The following is a 17,070-nucleotide window of genomic DNA, read 5'->3' on the forward strand; positions in this document are numbered from 1 at the left end:
TATGAAAGCAGTATTTTTAGACCGTAACACGCTCTCAGAGCGTATAGATGTTGATATTCCTAAGGGAGTAAACCAATGGGTGGCTTTTCAGAAGACTGCCCCTGATGAAATAGTACAGCGCCTGAAGCCGGCAGACATTGCTATTGTAAACAAGGTGAAAATAGATGAGGCTATCCTTAGACAATTGCCTAATTTGAAACTTATTCACCTAACTGCCACAGGTATGGATAATATCGATAGAGAGGCTGCGAAAGCCTTAGGAATTGAGGTGAAGAACGTAGCGGGCTACTCGACAGAGAGTGTGACAGAGCACTTCTTTATGTTGCTGTTATCGGCTATGCGTGCCTTGAAGACTTACCACGAGAGTGTAGCTGATGGTACTTGGCAAAAAGATGGTCGTTTCTGTTTGACAGAGCCTGCTGTATTGGAATTGCACGGTAAAACCTTGGGTATCATAGGAGTAGGCAACATAGGCAAATCGATAACAAAAGTAGCAAGAGCCTTTGGTATGCGTGTGTTATGGGCAGAGAGACAAGGGGTTGCCCCTCGTAATGAAGAATATACAGACTTTGGCAAAGTGTTGTCGCAGAGTGATATAATAGCGATAACCTGCCCTCTAACCCCAGAAACAAAGCACTTAGTGAATGAAGAGTTTATCTCTAAATTGCGAAAGAAACCGTTGTTAATAAACATATCGCGTGGGGCAGTAGTAGACCCGCAAGCGGTTTATGAAGCTATAGAAAGCAATAGAATAATGGGCTTTGCGGCTGATGTATTTGAGAAAGAACCTCCAGCAGCTGACGACCCTCTGCTAAAAATAGCTAATCACCCTCGTGTGATTTATACCCCTCACATCGCTTGGGCAAGTGAGCACGCACAGGATAAGCTATGGCGCATACTCAAACAACAAGTAGAAGAATTTATAGTAAAATACAAAGCAGAACACAAAGAATAATGAAAAAACACAACTTTAGCGCGGGGCCTTCAATATTAGCTCCTGAAGTATTTGAGAAAGCTTCGAGAGCTCTGTTAGACTTCGAAGGGACTGACTTATCGGTAGCTGAAATATCGCATCGCAGTGCAGAATTTGTACGCGTAATAGAGCGCGCTCGCTCTTTGGTTTTAGAAATAGCCGGTTTAGACGATACATATACAGCACTTTTCTTACAAGGAGGAGCGAGTATGCAGTTTCTGATGGTGCCTTATAACCTATTGGAACGCAGGGCTGCCTATGTAGATACGGGTACTTGGGCAAATAAGGCTCACAAAGAGGCGACTCTTTTTGGCGAGGCTATCGTAGTGGCAAGCTCGAAGGCAGAAGGATATAAATATATTCCGAAAGAAATAAATGTACCTACAGAGGTAGATTATCTACATATCACCACTAATAACACTATCTATGGTACGGAGTATCATTCTATTCCGGATACGAAAGTGCCTTTGGTAGCTGATATGAGTTCGGATATTTTTTCACGCCCGATGGATTATAGCAAGTTTGACCTTATATATGCGGGTTCGCAGAAGAATTTAGGCGCTTCGGGTTCGACTTTAGTACTAATAAAAAAAGATATATTAGGCAAAGTGAGCCGAAAACTCCCTTCGATGATGGACTATCAGTTGCATATCAAAAACGATAGTATGTATAATACGCCTTCTACTTTTGCCGTATATGTAAATCTATTGGTATTGGAATGGCTACAGGCTCAAGGAGGGCTTAAGGCTATGGAAGTTAGCAACCGAGCTAAAGCTGACCTACTATATGCTGAGATAGACCGCAATCCGTTGCTAAAGGGCTATGCTGAGAAGGAAGACCGCTCTCTGATGAATGTGGTATTTAACCTGACAGATGAGAGTACTCAGGTGCGCCTTGATAGCCTTTGCAAAGAGGCTAACATCAGTGGTGTGAAAGGACATCGGAGTGTGGGTGGGTATCGTGCTTCTATTTATAATGCGATGCCAATAGAGAGTGTGCAGGTATTAGTAGAGGTGCTAAAAGAGTTTGAACGAACTGCTTAGAATAGATAATGAAGCTCAGTAAGATAACGATAAAAGTAATAGTAAGCTATATACTGCTCATCTGTGTATCGGTATTGGCAGGATATATAGTATTTAAGGAAATAAAAAAGCTATCGAACCAAGAGAAGATAAACCAAGAAGATAGGAATAAAATAGTGCAAATAAGCAAAATTCTATCAATGGTAAATGAGACTGAAAATGCTGGACGTATAGCTATCAGAAGTGATGAAAAGGAAGCATTGCAAACATTTTTAGAGAAAAATGTCTACCTACAAAACGAAGTGCTAAAATTTAGGAGAGATATTACTTCTGAAAAACAATTATTGACCTTAGATACTATCAGTTCGTTATTGAATCTGAAAAGCAACAACCTGCAAGAGCTAAAAGCGTTTCAGGAGAGTGATAGTACCTCTATCATTATTAGGAGTGCTATTAGGAAACTATCGTCTTTAGAGCCTTATTTGGGCTATGAGTTTTTTGATAAGAAGAAGAATGCAGTATCCGATGCCTCTACATCGGATATTGCTTCTATATTAAAAAAATACAAAGGTGTAAAGGTGCCTGCTACCTTTGAGAAAATAAAGAAAAGCAATAAGATAGATAAGGTTGTGATGGAAACGCTGTCGCTTCTGAATAAAGTAAATGAAGAAGCACAGCAATCGAAGAGCCTTATAAATGAGAAAATGCATAAACTCTGGCAAAATGATGTGCAAGTATCGAAAAAATTAGATGATTTGCTGCATAATTTTGAAGAAGAGGTGTTGATAAACTCGCAAAAACTCAGTCAGGAGCGAAAAACTATCTTTGAGAATAGCAAAAATCTATTAATATTGTCGTTTCTCATTGCTTTAGGCATCATTGCTATTTCGAGTATTATTATTATTAATGATTTTGTGACCTCGCAACGCTACAGACGTAGGTTAGAGGCTGCTAATCGCAAATCGAACAACCTACTGAAAAACAGAGAACAGCTTATCTCTATGGTGAGTCACGACCTGCGTACGCCATTGAGTTCGATAGTAGGCTACTCGGAATTATTAGGTAAGTTGGACATCACTGAAAAAGGTAAAAACTATCTTTCGCATATAAAATTCTCTTCAGAATATATTTCTAAATTAGTAGATGAACTATTGGATTACACTCGTATAGAATCTGGAAAAGTAGTGATTGAGAAGATACCTTTTAACCTTCCGGAGGTGATAGATGAGGTAGCAAGTAACGTGAAATCGGCTTATAAAAACAAGGAGGTAGCCCTTTCATTTGCTTTCTCGGATATAGTGAATAACTTAAACTTTTCGACCGATGCTTATAGGGTGAAGCAGATACTTTACAACCTGATTTCTAATGCTTTTAAATTTACAGAACAAGGTACTGTACACATAGAAGCTGACGCTCGTCTTTATAAAGATGATATATATGAGATAGGCGTGGCGGTGACCGATACAGGTATAGGTATTAAGGAAGAGCAGCAGGAGCATATTTTTAATGAGTTTACGCAAGCTAATGACGAAATTTCAAAATTCTATGGAGGTTTTGGTTTAGGATTGCATATTTCACAAAAATTGGCACGTCTGCTGAATGGTAAGATATACTTAGAGAGTGAAGAGGGCAAGGGAAGTACTTTTACCCTGCGCTTTTTGGCAGAAAAAGTGGTGGAGCGCACGCGAACTACCCCTATTATCACTTCGGATAAAAGGGCAGAAGATATTAATATAGTGGTAATCGATGATGACCAAAGTATTTTGTCGCTGATAACAGAGCTGCTGAAACAAAAGAAGATAGGCGCTATAACTTTTACCAATGGCAGGGAAGCGCTTTCAGCATTAGAAAAGCTGCAATTTGATTTGGTTATTACTGATATACAGCTGCCAGAGATGAATGGGTTTCACTTTGTTACCCTTTTCAACGAAAAGTACGCTGTAGCACCATTGCCTGTATTGGCTATAACCGGTAGGCGTGATGTGCCTGAAAGTTTTTATACTAAAAGTGGTTTCTCGGGTATTTTGCCAAAGCCTTTTACCCCAGAGAAATTTTATGAGAAACTTAAAGTTTTCTTCCCTAACCTTAATACAGAAGTAGAACATAAACCTATAATGGTAATGCCTTATAATAATACAAATGGGTATACTCCTGAGGTATTAGAGAGTTTTATGGGCGATGACATAGAGGGTATTGTTGGTATTTATAAGCATTTTTTGAGTGAAACAGAGGAAAATTTGCAGAAACTCGAAGCCTCAGCTAAGATGCAAGACTACACAACAATTAAGTCGATAGCTCATAAGATGACTAGTATGTTTGCTCAGATAAACGCTCAGCGAGAATCGGAAATACTGATAGTGCTAAACAAAGTAGATAAAGAAGTACCTGAAGACTTAGAAGAGAAAATAAAGAATTTGACCCACTTCTTTAAAGAAGATTGTAGACCTATTATTGAGAATTATTTGAGTTCCTTTTCAGGAGGGAACTTATAACGAAGATTGAATTATGATAAAAGAATCAGAACTTATTTTGAATCCGGATGGTAGTATTTACCACCTGAATTTACGACCCGAACAAGTAGCCGATACTATTATATTGGTGGGAGACCCTAACCGTGTACCCCGTGTGAGTGCTTATTTTGATACGATAGAATTTAGCACTCAGAAGCGTGAGTTTTGTACCCATACAGGTACTTACAAAGGTAAGCGCTTAACTGCGCTTTCTACAGGGATAGGGCCTGATAATATAGATATTGTTATCAATGAGCTTGATGCCCTCTTTAATATTGATTTGCATACTCGTAAGCCTAAAGAGCAGCTTACTTCGCTCAATATTGTGCGTTTTGGTACTTCGGGGTCGCTACAAGCTGATATACCGGTAGATAGCTTTGTACTATCGTCTCACGGTTTGGGAATGGACAATATGCTGCACGCTTATAAAGATGCTCCTAACGTACGAGAAATAGCTATGGAAGAGGCTTTTATGGCTCATACCCAGTGGAATACTGACAAAGGGAGACCTTATATCGTTGGTTGTGGAGAGACTTTGAAGCAACGACTCTTAACAGATAAAGTATTTGAAGGTATTACGGGTACAGCACCGGGGTTTTATGGTCCTCAAGGACGTATGTTGCGCTTGCCAGTGCAAGACCCTACCCTGAATGATAAATTGCATAGTTTTAACTATAAAGGGTACCGAATGACGAACCTTGAAATGGAGACTTCAGCCATTTATGGACTTTCTAAACTTTTAGGACATCAAGCTGTTTCGCTTAATGCTATTATTGCTAATCGCGCAGCAGGTACTTTTACTAAAGATACTAAAAAAGTAGTAGAAAATCTGATAGTGTATGGTTTGGAACAATTGGCGAAGAAATGAAAAAAGCACCCTTAACAGGACAAGAACTCCATAATTTAGCAATGAACATTGTAGGTAATGCTTTGCGCGATGAACTACAATGGGAATTTCTGTTGGTAAACAGTGAGTTGAAGCGCGACCCTCAGTTTGTGTGTGTGGATAAAAACAATCAGAAGTATTTTGTGATAGTACGAGCCGTACCTTACGGAGAAGACCCTCAGCAATACGATGTGGTGTTTATGGAAATAGTGCGTAAGCACGCTGAAAAACATAATGCTCGCACACTATATGCTGGTGTGGGACTAACTAATACTCAGGATGAGAGCTTCCCGATTTATAAAGACGAACCTTATCGGCTGAACTTTAAGGGAGTAATAGAGATAGAGTAAGGAGTTTTAGTACTGATATTAATAAAAAAGGCAGCCCAAAAAGTTTAAACTAAACTTTTTGGGCTGCCTTTATTTTGTAAGATATTCTTTTTTTATCCTATAGCTTCTTTTAGCTGAGCTAAGGCTTGTGCTACTATACTGCGCGGGCAAGCTAAGTTGATACGCATATAGCCTGTGCCTTCTTTACCGTAAATAGCTCCGTCATTAAGAGCTAAGTGTGCTTGGTTAGTACAGAGGGCTACCAATTCTTTCTGGCTAAGCCTTAAAGCTTTAAAATCAATAAATACTAAGTAAGAGGCTTGTGGTACTATTACTTTTAGTTGTGGTAAGTGTTCTTGCAGATAATCTACTAAATAATCAATATTGCCTTGTACATAGCTGAGCATCTGCTGTAGCCATTCTTCTCCTTTTGTATAGGTAGCTACTACCGTATTGAAAGCAAATACATTACCTGCTGCCAACTCATTTCCTTCTACATAGCTCTCAAAACGTCTTCTTAAAGTAGGATTAGCAATCACAGCATATGAGGTAGCTAAGCCTGCCATATTAAAAGCTTTGCTGGGAGAGGCAAATACTACCGAAATATCACGAGCTTGCTCGTTAATACTTGCAAAAGGTATATGCTTATATGGTGCCAAAGTCAGGTCGGCGTGTATTTCATCAGCTACCACTACTACCTTATGGGCAGCGCAGATAGCTGCTACTTTTTCGAGTTCTTCGCGCGTCCAAACACGTCCACCAGGGTTGTGGGGGTGGCAGAATAAGAACAACTTACAACCTTTAATTTTCTCTTCAAAAACATCAAAATCAATATGGTACTGTCCATCTCTGAGTATTAAAGGACAGTTTACTAACTCGCGATGATTGTTGCGTATTACCTGAGCAAAAGGGTTGTATACAGGCTGCTGAATCATCACCTTTTCGCCCCGCTCTGTGAAGGCTTCCACAGCCATTGCTAAGGCGGGTACTACCCCTGGTACAAAGGAAATCATTTCTTTGCTAATCGTCCACTGGTGGCGATGTGCTTGCCAATTCATAATAGCCTCATACCAGCTATCAGGTTTTGAGGTATAACCGAAAATTTCGCACTCCATACGTTTGCGCATTGCCTCTACTATAAAGTCAGGGGTTTTGAAATCCATATCGGCTACCCACATAGGTAGGAGGTCGGTTCTGCCCCATCGTGGTGCCAATGCCTCTAACTTTAGAGCATCGGTGTCTTTCCTACAAATAAGTTCGTCAAAATTATACATAGTTATTAATTGTCAATAGTTAATTCACCCTTACTATATTAGCCCCAAGAGCTCTTAGTCTTTCGTCTATATTTTCGTAGCCTCGGTCTATTTGTTCGATATTGTAAATGGTAGAAGTTCCTTTAGCCGAAAGGGCAGCTATTAGTAGTGCAATACCAGCTCTGATGTCGGGTGAGGTCATCAGTGTAGCACGTAGAGGCGACCTGAAATCGTTACCTATCACGGTAGCACGATGGGGGTCACAGAGTATAATTTTAGCCCCCATATCTATCAGTTTATCGATGAAAAACAAGCGGCTTTCAAACATTTTCTGATGTATAAGTACCTGACCTCTTGCTTGGGTAGCCACCACTAATATAATACTAAGTAAGTCGGGGGTAAAGCCAGGCCAAGGAGCATCAGCTACAGTGAGTATCGAACCATCAATATAGTTTTGTATCTCATAACCATTCGTGTGTGCAGGTATGTGTATATCATCATTTACTTTTTCAAAGGAAATACCCAATTTGCGAAATATTGTGGGTATAATGCCCAGATGCTCCCAACCTACATTTTTGATAGTAATTTCGCTGCGAGTCATTGCCGCTAAGCCTATCCAGCTACCTATTTCTATCATATCGGGTAAGATAGTATGGCTACAGCCCCCCAATTGGGTTACGCCATTTATGGTGATTAGGTTAGAGCCAATACCTTGAATATCAGCCCCCATAGCATTCAGCATACGGCATAGCTGTTGCACGTAGGGTTCGCAAGCAGCATTGTAGATTGTGGTTTTCCCTTCTGCCAAAACAGCTGCCATAATAACGTTAGAGGTACCAGTTACTGATGCTTCTTCCAATAGCATATAAGTACCTTTTAGCCGTTCAGCTACCACGCTATAAGTGAAGTTACTTTCGTCATACTCAAAGTGTGCTCCGAGTTTTATAAAGCCATCAAAATGGGTGTCAAGGCGGCGTCTACCTATCTTATCGCCCCCTGGTTTAGGCATATAGCCTACCCCAAAGCGCGTAAGGAGAGGACCTACTATTAGTATCGACCCTCTTAAGGCTTGTCCTTCGTGATAAAAAGCCTCCGATTTCAGATAGTCGAGGTTTATCTCGTCTGCCTGAAATGAATAAGAGCCCTTACCGAGCTTTTGAATTTTTACTCCTAAGTTCTCGAGTAGCGAAATGAGCTTGTTTACATCTAAAATATCAGGAATATTGTGAATAGTAACCTTCTGGTCGGTCAGCAGTACAGCACAAAGCACCTGCAAAGCCTCATTTTTAGCTCCTTGTGGAGTGATTTCACCCTTAAGAGTATGCCCTCCTTCAATTTTGAAAACGCCCATTGTTATTCTTTTTATAATTAGTAAATCCTTTCTTTTGTTGTCCTTGTCCGTAGTGGGGGGGAGTAGTAGGAATACGCTTAGTCAGATTCATCTTTGTACGTATAAGCGACTGGCTATCAGTCAAGTCTTCTTTGCGGCGTCGCAAATCTATCTCACCCCCACTGAGTTCGTATAAATGTTCAAATACTACGCTATCATCTACCGATTCTTTGTTCCACGTTAAGAAGCTCTTTTTCATATGGTTAGCTATAGAGTACTCTAGCGCCTCTCGCAGTTCGCCTTTTTCCCACTTGCAGCAGGTTTCAATCATACGGATAATCACATTGCCATAAAAGCGGTATTTAGGGTGTGCCTGCGGATATTGCAACCGGTCAGGACGCTTGTACAAGGTCGAGCGGGTAGGCTTTTCGTATGGCGAATCTACATCTAACTTAAAATCAGACATTATAAACAGCTGATCCCATAGTTTGTGCTGAAAGTCAGGCACATCGCGTAGGTGCGGAAATAGGTTCCCCATCACCGCTACGATACTACGGGCAGTGCGGTTGCGCACGTTGCGGTCTTCTAAGAGCACTGCTTTCTCTATCATTTTCTGTATATGCCTGCCGTATTCAGGTATGAGTAGCGCAGGGCGCTCTGTATTGTATTCTAATGTCGTCATAATGATAAAATACCTTCTACTTTGCCAGCTTCTTTGTAGTATTTAATTACTTCATCAGGATTTTTAACGGTTAGGCTTACCGAAACACCTATATATTTGCCATTTGATGACGGACGCGTACTAATTTCAGCATTTGTTTCTTTAAAAACGTCTTTTAGTTGCACTAATTTAGCTTCATCATCAGGAATTATGAATTTGTATAGGTATTTAGTAGGGAAAAGAGAGGTCTCTACTAATTCTTTTTTAAGTCGTTCGTAAAATTCAGCAAGTTCTTGTTCTGATTTCATCGTGTTTTCTTTGTTATTAAGTGAGACGGCAAAGGTAAGAAATAATTTTGAATTTTGAATGATGAGTTTTGAATTATTTTGAAAAGCTTAGTAGGTACGGACTATAAACTCGCACCAGCGAGAGAACCAATCGCTTCTGTTAGGGCGGCTACTTGCGCGGGGGTGGTAGCCCACGAGGTTATCAGCCGTATAGCAGTGTGTTCCTCATCAATGGTCTTCCATCGGTAAAACTTAAACTTTTCTGCTAATATATCAATGCTTTTGTTAGGCAGAATAGGGAATGACTGATTGGTAGTAGTGTCTGCCAAAAAAGGGTATCCTGCTGCTGCAGATGCCTCTTTGATAGTCTGCAAACGTTCATTGGCGTAGCGTGCGAGCGTGTTGTATAGGTCGTTTTGAAAGAGCGTCAGAAACTGTATGCCCAATAGTCTTCCTTTGGCTAAAAGGGTGCCTTTTTGCTTCAGATGATATTCAAATCCTTCTTGTAGGGTAGGCTTGTTGATAACGATTGCCTCGCCTAATAAGCCGCCATTTTTGGTCGCCCCAATGTAGAAAACATCGGTGTATTGGGCAAGGTCTTCCCATTGTCTTGTGCATTCAGGGCTGATCCCAGCCGCGCGTCATCCATAAAGAGCAAAAGCTGATGGGCTTGGCAACAGGCATAGATAGCTTTGGTAGAAAAGTATGTTTGTTTTGGCTGCAAAAGTACAAAACAATTAACAATTGACAATCTTATGTTAATTATTAATTGTTTTACGCTTCATACTTTCCTCGTTTCCAGATTTCTATAGAATTGATAATATTCTGCCATAAAATATAGCAACCAGGCCCTACTGTAGAAAGAGGGTGCAGGTAGGTAGCGGCTATCCAGATAGCAAAGGCGGTGTTCTTTTGCCCTAAAGCTTGTCCCGCTTCTATCGAAGAGCAAAAAAAGCGTCCTATACGTCGCCCTATGGCGTACTGCAATAGGCATACTACTAAGCCCGAAATACCGATGAGTAGCAAAAAGCTGATAGAGGTTTGCGCGTGAAAAATGTTTTTCAGAGTAGTGCCTGTTACAATCATTAGCGAGCAACCCCATAGGTAAAAAGAAAGGTCGGGTATATGTATGAGCCATTGGTGAAAACGATGGAGTAGGGGTAGGCTCTTGGTGAGGAGCGCTAATAGCATTGGTACAACCAACACTAAGCATACTTTCTGCATTATTAGCACAAAAGCACTCCAGAAAGTCATTTGCGAGGCGGGTTCTATCAACGGAAAGCATAGCGGAATAAGCAAGGCACAGAGCAGATTAGAAACAAAGGTATAAGTAGTCATTTGCTCTAAATTACCACCGAGTTTTAGGGTTACTACGGCAGCCGCTGCAGCACACGGACTTATAATGCAAGCCAATATACTTTCCAAAAGAATCAGCTCCTTACCTACGATACCAAAGAGGAGAATAGCCCCCACGCCTATGCCTACTAATAGGCATTGCACTGCTACCATCCACCAGTGCCAAGGTACGATGGCTATCTTCCTAAAATCTACCTTGCAAAAAGTTACGTAGAGAATGAGAAACATAAACAGCGGCAATATACTGTTGAATATAGGGGCAAACCATTGCGATGCCTCCTCTAACGCGGGTACGTAATAAAACACCAAATAAGCTAACGCTCCTATACCCATAGAGAAGGGGAGCGTCCAGCTTTTTATAAATTGAAGAAGTTTCATAGCCTGCTAATTTAACTGTACATCATTTGTAATATTCCTCTGATTTACGGGGGCAAAAGTACGGCGTTTTTTTAATATAGTGTTATACAAATCACAGAATTTTGTATACAAATTCAAGAAATGAATAAAAAACCTCTCCATTGATAGAAAAAGCTACCAGTGGGGAGGGATTTTTGTGCCCTTATTACATCTTCTTCAAAGCATTCACTTCATTAATACCTATATGAAAACCATACATAAGGATAGCAAGGAGCAAAACGATTCTGCTAATTCATCAAAAGTTTGTGCAGTTGAGCGTTGAACGAGGGCTGTTCGGTTGCCAAAATACTGAAAAATTCATCGTCGAAAGCCTCGACCTTAGCGACGGCTTGCGCGATGAGTTCGGCACCTTTATCGGTGATAGCAACTACTTTGGCGCGGGTGTCGGTCTTGTGTTCTTCCCTTGTAATGAGGTCTTTGCTCTGCAAAGTGCGCACCACTTGCGAGGTAGTCATTGGGTCTATCTTGGTGAAATTTGCCAAAGATACCTGTGTGATTTCCTTTCCTTGTTGGGCTAACCACTGTGCGCTCGCCAAGAGTACAAACTGGGGGTGTGTGAGGTCGAAAGGTTGCAACACTTTTTTGATTCCTCGTTGCCATAACATACTTACCTGCCAAAGTAAAAGCCCTGAGCTTTCTTCGGCTCTTAAACTAAAAATTGAATGCTGAGAGGTCATTGTGTAACATTTTAGAAGCTATAAGTTTAAAATCGTTCTCGGATATTTCCAAAATACCAAAGCGAAAAGGATATCCCCACGCCTTTTTGTTGGGGATAAAGTCCAATAGCTCGATAAGGTCGGCTATGGGCGTTTCTTCGCAGTCTACAAAAGTAATATTTCTCCTAAACGGACAGAAATTTTCACTCATCTGAAAGGCATAAACTTCCTCGTCTTTCACTCTGCCAATAGCCGTGAAGGCTTGGCATTTGTCTTCTTTTCCGAAATAGCGTTTGGAAGAGTAATAGAGAATGCCGTCTCCCTCCTGCATACGTTTCAAAGGCTGTGCCTTTCCGTGGCAGGCTTGGGCAAAGCCTCCCGCAACGCCCATTTGTACGTGGTCTTTGCTTGCCACTACAATCCAATATTTGATAGGTCTGTTTTTCATTTATAAATAGAATAAAAACCGTGTGACACACTGCCACACGGCGATTTTTATCAATTGCAAACTTAGTTTAATTCTTTGATTTTTGCAACCAATTGAGCGGCGTGCTCTTTGGCTCTTTGTTGCAAGGTTGTAAATGCTTCTTTGGGCATTACCTCTGGAATATATTTCATTCCGTAAGAGATGACAGGCTCTTGGAATAGCAATTTGCAATGATTGGCAGTTTGGCGGTGAATGTTGAGAAAATCGGTAAACGGATAGTTCTGTGCGCCACCGTGTTGGTAAGCCTCTTCAGGTGCTCCGGTGGTGAAAGAAAGGATGAGTTTCTTACCCATCAGCTTATTGTCACCATAAGCAAAGCCGTGTGAAAATACGTTGTCTAACCATTTTTTTAGTAAAGCAGGAAGCGAATACCAATTCACAGGGAATTGCCATACTATTACATCTGCTTTTACAAGTTTAGCTTGTTCGGCAGTTACATCAATTTGATAGTTAGGGTAGAGAGCTTGCAAGTTACTTACTTCAGCCTCAGGGAGCAAGCGTTTTACTTCTTCTAAAATAGCCTTATTGGCGTTAGACGTCTCCATAGTAGGATGTCCATTGATAATTAAAACTTTCATATATTTTGTAATTTGGGCGCAAAGGTAATATATATTTATATAATAAGCAAACTTATTATAAGTTATTTTATAAATATTTTTAAAGGTATTGATATAGAAAATCCCCCTACTGATAGCTTTTTTTACTAATAGGTAAGTTAGCAAGTTGAATTAATTATTATCTTTGTCCTTAAAAAACATATTATGGAACTGCAAGTAGGAAAGAGCTATCGAGTGAAAAATGATATTTTCAACTTTAAAAAGGGTGAGGTTTGGCTGTTAGCAGATGAGGGCTACCAAGCTTACTATGGCGAACAAAATTTTGTATTCGTTAATGCGGAGAAATCTTATAGATATATAGTTTTACGAAATTCTTCAGATGAAGATATGGAAATAGGATGCCATTTAGATAGGTATTTTGAGGAAATTGAATAAGTTACTATATCAATAACTATCATCATCTATCTTAAAAAGTTCTAAAGCAATATGTGCACAAGCCTCGGCATCGGCTAAGGCGTGGTGATGTTGCTTTAAATCAAAATACAGTAAAAACAAGTCCGATACTGCATACACTGCTGCGGTATTGGTTGGCGGTTTCAAAGTCTAAGGCTGCGAAAGTATTCATTTTATCAAAGTAGTTTATTGATTGCAAAGATATAAATAATTAGCAAATTAGCTAATGCGTACCACCACCTTACCATAACCTGCACTGCTTTCAACATACTGGTGAGCAGTAACTATTTCTTCTAAGGCAAATACTTTTTCGGGAGCAACGGGTACATCGTGTTCGTCAATATAAGCAAATAACTGAGTAATCTTTTCGGCATTTACACTTCTATTTGTAACTGCTGGGCATCGCCCGCTTGATGGATAACGATAGCTTTCATTTTTATAAATTATTAATGAACCAATTGTCTTACAAAATCATTAGCAGGATTGCTTTTAATCATTTCGGGGGTGTCGTATTGCTGAATAACACCCTTGTCCAACACCAATACTTTGGTACCCAGTGTTAAGGCTTCGGCTATGTCGTGAGTAACAAATACGATAGTAGCCCCTGAAAGCTGATGCAATGCTTTTAGCTCGCGCTGTAGCTGCTTGCGGGTGATGCTGTCTAACGCTCCAAATGGCTCGTCCATTAGTATGATGTTAGGATTAGCAGCTAAGGCTCTTGCAATCCCCACCCGTTGTTGTTGTCCTCCTGATAGCTCGTGCGGAAAACGCTTAGCCAGTTCAGGAGCGAGGTTTACTAACCGTAGTTTTTCAGCAACAATACGGCTGATGTCGCTTTTATGATAATTCTTTAGAACAAGCACATAGGCTATGTTCTCTGCCACGCTCAGGTGCGGAAAGAGAATATTACCTTGGATTACATAACCTATGTTGCGGCGTAAGGCAATGAGGTTTTCGTTGGCAATATTTTTGCCGTCAATACGTATCTCCCCTTTGTCAGGCAATACCAGCCCGTTAATCATCTTCAGCACAGTAGTTTTACCAGAGCCCGAAGTGCCTATGATGGTGAGGAAAGTACCGCTTTCAATAGTGAGGTTGAAATCGGAGATGATTTCCTTACCGTTATAGCTTTTGTATATGTGGGTGAATGTTATCATTGTTGTGGGTGTAAAAGTCCTTTTTGTAGCAGGTAGTTTTTAGCTACTTCTTCAGGTCGTTTTCTCTCGGTTTCTACTAAGAAGTTGAGGTGTGCCATCGTGCTATCGTCTATTAGCTGGTTCAGCTTTGTCAAAGTAGTGCGCAGGGTGGGGTAGGTGGTCAGTAGCTCGGTGCGTACCACCGTGCCTGCCTTGTAGGAGGGGTACATATTACGGTCGTCTTGCAGTACCACCACCTCACTTACCGATAGCTGTCCATCGGTAGTGAAAACCACCATAGCGTCAATCTTTTTATCACGCATCGCTTGGTATTTCAGTCCGATATCCATATCGAGTACCTTTCTAAAGTGCATCCCATATACCTCTTGTAGTGCTTTGTAACCGTCTTCTCGCTCAAAGAAGTCGTATTCAGCCCCAAAGATAAGTCGCTCGCTCACCTTAGCCAAGTCAGTAAAAGTTTTAAGCTGGTATTTTTGAGCCATTTCCTTGCTAACTGCCAAGCTATAAGTATTGTTGAAGCCATATAGGTTAGCCCATTCCAATCCGTATTGCTTTTTATAGGCAGTTTCTAAGTCGGCGAACTTGTTCTCGTTGTAAGGGTCTTTGCGTTTGAGTACTGCTTCCCACGCAGTACCGGTGTACTCGGGGTACATATCAAAGTCTCCACGCGCTATGGCAGGGTGAATGTTAGAGGTGCCACCCCCTACACCATTGGTCAGTCGCACCGAAAGCCCCGTGTCTTGTTCAATAAGCAAAGAAAGCATCTGCCCCAGCAAATAGCTCTCAGTCATCGGTTTGGTAGCGATATGTATATCTTTTGTTTTCTTAGGTGAAAGCACAAAGAAGAGAGTGATGAGCAGTGCCAAAATGCCTATCCCTACCAGCTTTAGTGGATTGCGCTTATAGGCAACTTCACGGTGCACCAATCGTTGCTCTACTTTTGCCAAAAGAAAATCAAAACCTAAAGCCAAGAGCGCAATCAGCACACTGCCTATGAGGGTCATCGCACTGTTATTGGTAGTGATACCTCTGTAGATAGCCACCCCCAAGCCCCCAGCACCTACAAACGAGGCGATACCAGCGAGCGCAATGGTCATCGTTACCATATTCCGAATGCCCGACATCAGTACAGGCAGGGCTAAAGAAAGTTTGATTTTCCAAAGCAGTTGCCTGCGGGTGCTACCCATTGCCTCTGCAGCTTCTACAATCAGCGGATTGATTTGGGTAATACCCGTATAAGTACTGCGGATAATAGGCAGTAAAGCATAGAGTATTAGAGCAATAAGAGCCGTGAGGTTCCCTACCCCCGTAATAGTGATAAAGAAACCCAATAAAGCGATAGAGGGGATAGTATAGAGCACATTCACAGCCCCTAAGAGCCAAACGGCATACTTGCGGTACTCGCTGATAAAGATTCCCAATAGCACCCCTATAAACGTTGCGATAACAATTGCCAAGAGCGAGATAAGCAAATGCTCAGCAGTGAGGTGCAGGAAGAACGGCGCTTCCTCACGAAGAAGAGAAATAAGATCTGTCAAGATGTTCATTAGTTTAGTCTTCGTGTTCGCCGCTATTGACCAAGGTAGCATTGATAAAAAAGGCGCCTTTGGTAGCGATTGTTTGCTCGGGGGCGATCGGTTTTACTGGGGCGATAGCGGTATAGCCACTTTCGGAAGCTCCTTTTACTACCTCCACTTTCTCAAAAGAGGTTTCTTTATCCGAAGTTTGGGTTACCAGAAAAATGTAGGATTTACCAGCATCCTCTACGATAGCCTCGTTAGGTACAGCAGGGGTCGTTTGTTTGTCAAGACTGATAACCCCTGTTACATTCATTCCATTGATGAGCCCTTGTTTGTCACCCTCTACGTGGCAATGTACAATGATGCTTTTGCTTTCGTTTTCAAACGAAGCCGCAATGTTATACACTTGGGCATCATATTCGCGAGAGGTGTTATTGGTAGGGTTGAAGTGCACTTGTTGTCCTACCTTAATGTAAGGCAAGTCACGCTCATACACTTGCAAGTGCAGGTGTAGCGAACTGTTGTCGATGATTTCCACAATAGGGGTGGAGGCATCTATATAAGCCCCTTTGTTAGTATATACCGCACTGATATTCCCACTAATAGGAGCCACTATCGCCAAAGTAGATTGCATTCCCTTATCGGTGAGTGTTTGAGGGTTTAAGCCCATTAGGCGTATTTGCTCTTCGAGGGCTGCTTTTTCAGTGCGTAAGGTACGTAGTTGGGTAGTGGCCGCTTGTAAGTTCTTACCCGTACCGGCATTGCCTTCGTAGAGGATCTGCTGGCGGTCAAGCTCTTGCTGGGCAAGTTCGATTTGGCTATTTACGGTGAGCAAGCGCTGTTGCTGTTGTAGAAAATCGGGATTGGATATGGTGGCAATTACCTGCCCTTTTTGCACATAACTGCCTATTTCTACCTTTACGCTCTTGATAATCCCCGCATATACAGTCGATACCTTCGCCTGATGGTCGGCAGGCATGCTCAGTATTCCATTGGCTTTGAGGGTAGCGGCAAGAGCTTTTTCTTCTATATGTCCCAAACGAATATCTACAGTTTGGATTTGAACTTGGGTAAGGGTGGTCAGGTTGCCTCCTTCTTCGTGGTGTTCTTCGCGCTCTTCGAGCTTTTGATTATTGGTAGTTGTAGGAGTGCCATTGCAGGCTGATAGACTAATTCCTATAAGGATAAAAGCGATTTTTATACCATATTTTTTCAT

Annotated in this window: 20 protein-coding genes; 6 read left to right on the forward strand and 14 right to left on the reverse strand. The window is 41.4% G+C overall.

The genetic code is table 11. The features are described from left to right. The first annotated feature begins 1 nt into the window (after position 1). The 5 genes from FOC45_RS03095 to FOC45_RS03115 are packed head-to-tail and all read left to right on the forward strand — an operon-like array spanning position 2 to position 5,741. A complete protein-coding gene (locus FOC45_RS03095) occupies positions 2 to 955 on the forward strand; it encodes a D-2-hydroxyacid dehydrogenase (RefSeq protein ID WP_009392720.1) in 954 nt (317 codons plus the stop codon). After that, positions 955 to 2,016 carry a 3-phosphoserine/phosphohydroxythreonine transaminase gene (gene serC, locus FOC45_RS03100; protein ID WP_009392719.1) on the forward strand — a complete coding sequence of 354 codons (1,062 nt, stop codon included), beginning with the start codon at positions 955 to 957 and terminating at the stop codon, positions 2,014 to 2,016. Before FOC45_RS03095 ends, serC begins: the two co-directional genes overlap by 1 nt. A gap of 8 nt (positions 2,017 to 2,024) precedes the next feature. After that, positions 2,025 to 4,487: an ATP-binding protein gene (locus FOC45_RS03105; RefSeq protein WP_009392718.1), complete on the forward strand. Its 2,463-nt coding sequence runs from the start codon at positions 2,025 to 2,027 to the stop codon at positions 4,485 to 4,487. A gap of 13 nt (positions 4,488 to 4,500) precedes the next feature. Further along, on the forward strand, positions 4,501 to 5,373 hold the full coding sequence (locus FOC45_RS03110) for a nucleoside phosphorylase (protein ID WP_009392717.1): 873 nt from the start codon (positions 4,501 to 4,503) through the stop codon (positions 5,371 to 5,373). Then, the gene (locus FOC45_RS03115; RefSeq protein WP_009392716.1) at positions 5,370 to 5,741 is read left to right on the forward strand and encodes a hypothetical protein; all 372 of its coding nucleotides are present in this window, start codon (positions 5,370 to 5,372) and stop codon (positions 5,739 to 5,741) included. Before FOC45_RS03110 ends, FOC45_RS03115 begins: the two co-directional genes overlap by 4 nt. A 92-nt stretch (positions 5,742 to 5,833) precedes the next feature. Here the strand turns inward: FOC45_RS03115 and FOC45_RS03120 are convergent, their stop codons facing one another. The 9 genes from FOC45_RS03120 to FOC45_RS03160 form a co-directional block, all read right to left on the reverse strand. Continuing rightward, on the reverse strand, positions 5,834 to 6,994 hold the full coding sequence (locus tag FOC45_RS03120) for a MalY/PatB family protein (RefSeq protein WP_009392715.1): 1,161 nt from the start codon (positions 6,992 to 6,994) through the stop codon (positions 5,834 to 5,836). Positions 6,995 to 7,013: 19 nt separating this feature from the next. After that, a complete protein-coding gene (murA, locus tag FOC45_RS03125) occupies positions 7,014 to 8,324 on the reverse strand; it encodes a UDP-N-acetylglucosamine 1-carboxyvinyltransferase (RefSeq protein ID WP_009392714.1) in 1,311 nt (436 codons plus the stop codon). Further along, entirely contained in the window at positions 8,305 to 8,985 is a 681-nt protein-coding gene (locus FOC45_RS03130; RefSeq protein ID WP_009392713.1) for a DUF4290 domain-containing protein, read from the reverse strand. Before FOC45_RS03130 ends, murA begins: the two co-directional genes overlap by 20 nt. Then, positions 8,982 to 9,272, reverse strand: a complete 291-nt coding sequence (locus FOC45_RS03135; RefSeq protein WP_009392712.1) for a DUF493 family protein — start codon at positions 9,270 to 9,272, stop codon at positions 8,982 to 8,984. The genes FOC45_RS03130 and FOC45_RS03135 overlap by 4 nt, the downstream gene beginning before the upstream one ends. Positions 9,273 to 9,373: 101 nt before the next feature. Further along, positions 9,374 to 9,697, reverse strand: coding sequence for a hypothetical protein (locus FOC45_RS12100; RefSeq protein WP_009392711.1), 324 nt, complete (start codon positions 9,695 to 9,697; stop codon positions 9,374 to 9,376). A gap of 328 nt (positions 9,698 to 10,025) precedes the next feature. Then, positions 10,026 to 10,985 (reverse strand): transporter, encoded by a 960-nt coding sequence (locus tag FOC45_RS03145; RefSeq protein ID WP_009392709.1) that lies wholly within the window; start codon positions 10,983 to 10,985, stop codon positions 10,026 to 10,028. Between the two features lie 266 nt (positions 10,986 to 11,251). Beyond that, positions 11,252 to 11,701 (reverse strand): MarR family winged helix-turn-helix transcriptional regulator, encoded by a 450-nt coding sequence (locus tag FOC45_RS03150; protein WP_034540029.1) that lies wholly within the window; start codon positions 11,699 to 11,701, stop codon positions 11,252 to 11,254. Continuing rightward, positions 11,676 to 12,128 (reverse strand): EVE domain-containing protein, encoded by a 453-nt coding sequence (locus FOC45_RS03155; protein WP_009392707.1) that lies wholly within the window; start codon positions 12,126 to 12,128, stop codon positions 11,676 to 11,678. Before FOC45_RS03155 ends, FOC45_RS03150 begins: the two co-directional genes overlap by 26 nt. A 62-nt stretch (positions 12,129 to 12,190) precedes the next feature. Beyond that, positions 12,191 to 12,745, reverse strand: coding sequence for an NAD(P)H-dependent oxidoreductase (locus tag FOC45_RS03160; protein WP_034540035.1), 555 nt, complete (start codon positions 12,743 to 12,745; stop codon positions 12,191 to 12,193). Positions 12,746 to 12,928: 183 nt separating this feature from the next. On the opposite strand from FOC45_RS03160, the gene FOC45_RS03165 reads away from it, so the two are divergent. Then, positions 12,929 to 13,159 carry a phosphohydrolase gene (locus tag FOC45_RS03165; protein WP_009392705.1) on the forward strand — a complete coding sequence of 77 codons (231 nt, stop codon included), beginning with the start codon at positions 12,929 to 12,931 and terminating at the stop codon, positions 13,157 to 13,159. Between the two features lie 9 nt (positions 13,160 to 13,168). Here FOC45_RS03165 and FOC45_RS03170 read toward each other — a convergent pair whose 3' ends face one another. The 5 genes from FOC45_RS03170 to FOC45_RS03190 form a co-directional block, all read right to left on the reverse strand. Next, positions 13,169 to 13,324, reverse strand: a complete 156-nt coding sequence (locus FOC45_RS03170; protein ID WP_231121893.1) for a hypothetical protein — start codon at positions 13,322 to 13,324, stop codon at positions 13,169 to 13,171. Between the two features lie 72 nt (positions 13,325 to 13,396). Continuing rightward, positions 13,397 to 13,636, reverse strand: coding sequence for a zinc-binding dehydrogenase (locus FOC45_RS12150; RefSeq protein ID WP_315144522.1), 240 nt, complete (start codon positions 13,634 to 13,636; stop codon positions 13,397 to 13,399). Next, positions 13,624 to 14,334 carry an ABC transporter ATP-binding protein gene (locus tag FOC45_RS03180; protein ID WP_009392697.1) on the reverse strand — a complete coding sequence of 237 codons (711 nt, stop codon included), beginning with the start codon at positions 14,332 to 14,334 and terminating at the stop codon, positions 13,624 to 13,626. Before FOC45_RS03180 ends, FOC45_RS12150 begins: the two co-directional genes overlap by 13 nt. Then, positions 14,331 to 15,881 (reverse strand): glycine betaine ABC transporter substrate-binding protein, encoded by a 1,551-nt coding sequence (locus tag FOC45_RS03185; RefSeq protein WP_369700496.1) that lies wholly within the window; start codon positions 15,879 to 15,881, stop codon positions 14,331 to 14,333. Before FOC45_RS03185 ends, FOC45_RS03180 begins: the two co-directional genes overlap by 4 nt. 4 nt (positions 15,882 to 15,885) lie before the next feature. Beyond that, positions 15,886 to 17,070, reverse strand: coding sequence for an efflux RND transporter periplasmic adaptor subunit (locus tag FOC45_RS03190; RefSeq protein ID WP_009392693.1), 1,185 nt, complete (start codon positions 17,068 to 17,070; stop codon positions 15,886 to 15,888).

This window comes from Capnocytophaga sp. FDAARGOS_737 (genome assembly GCF_009730375.1).
GTDB lineage: Bacteria > Bacteroidota > Bacteroidia > Flavobacteriales > Flavobacteriaceae > Capnocytophaga > Capnocytophaga leadbetteri.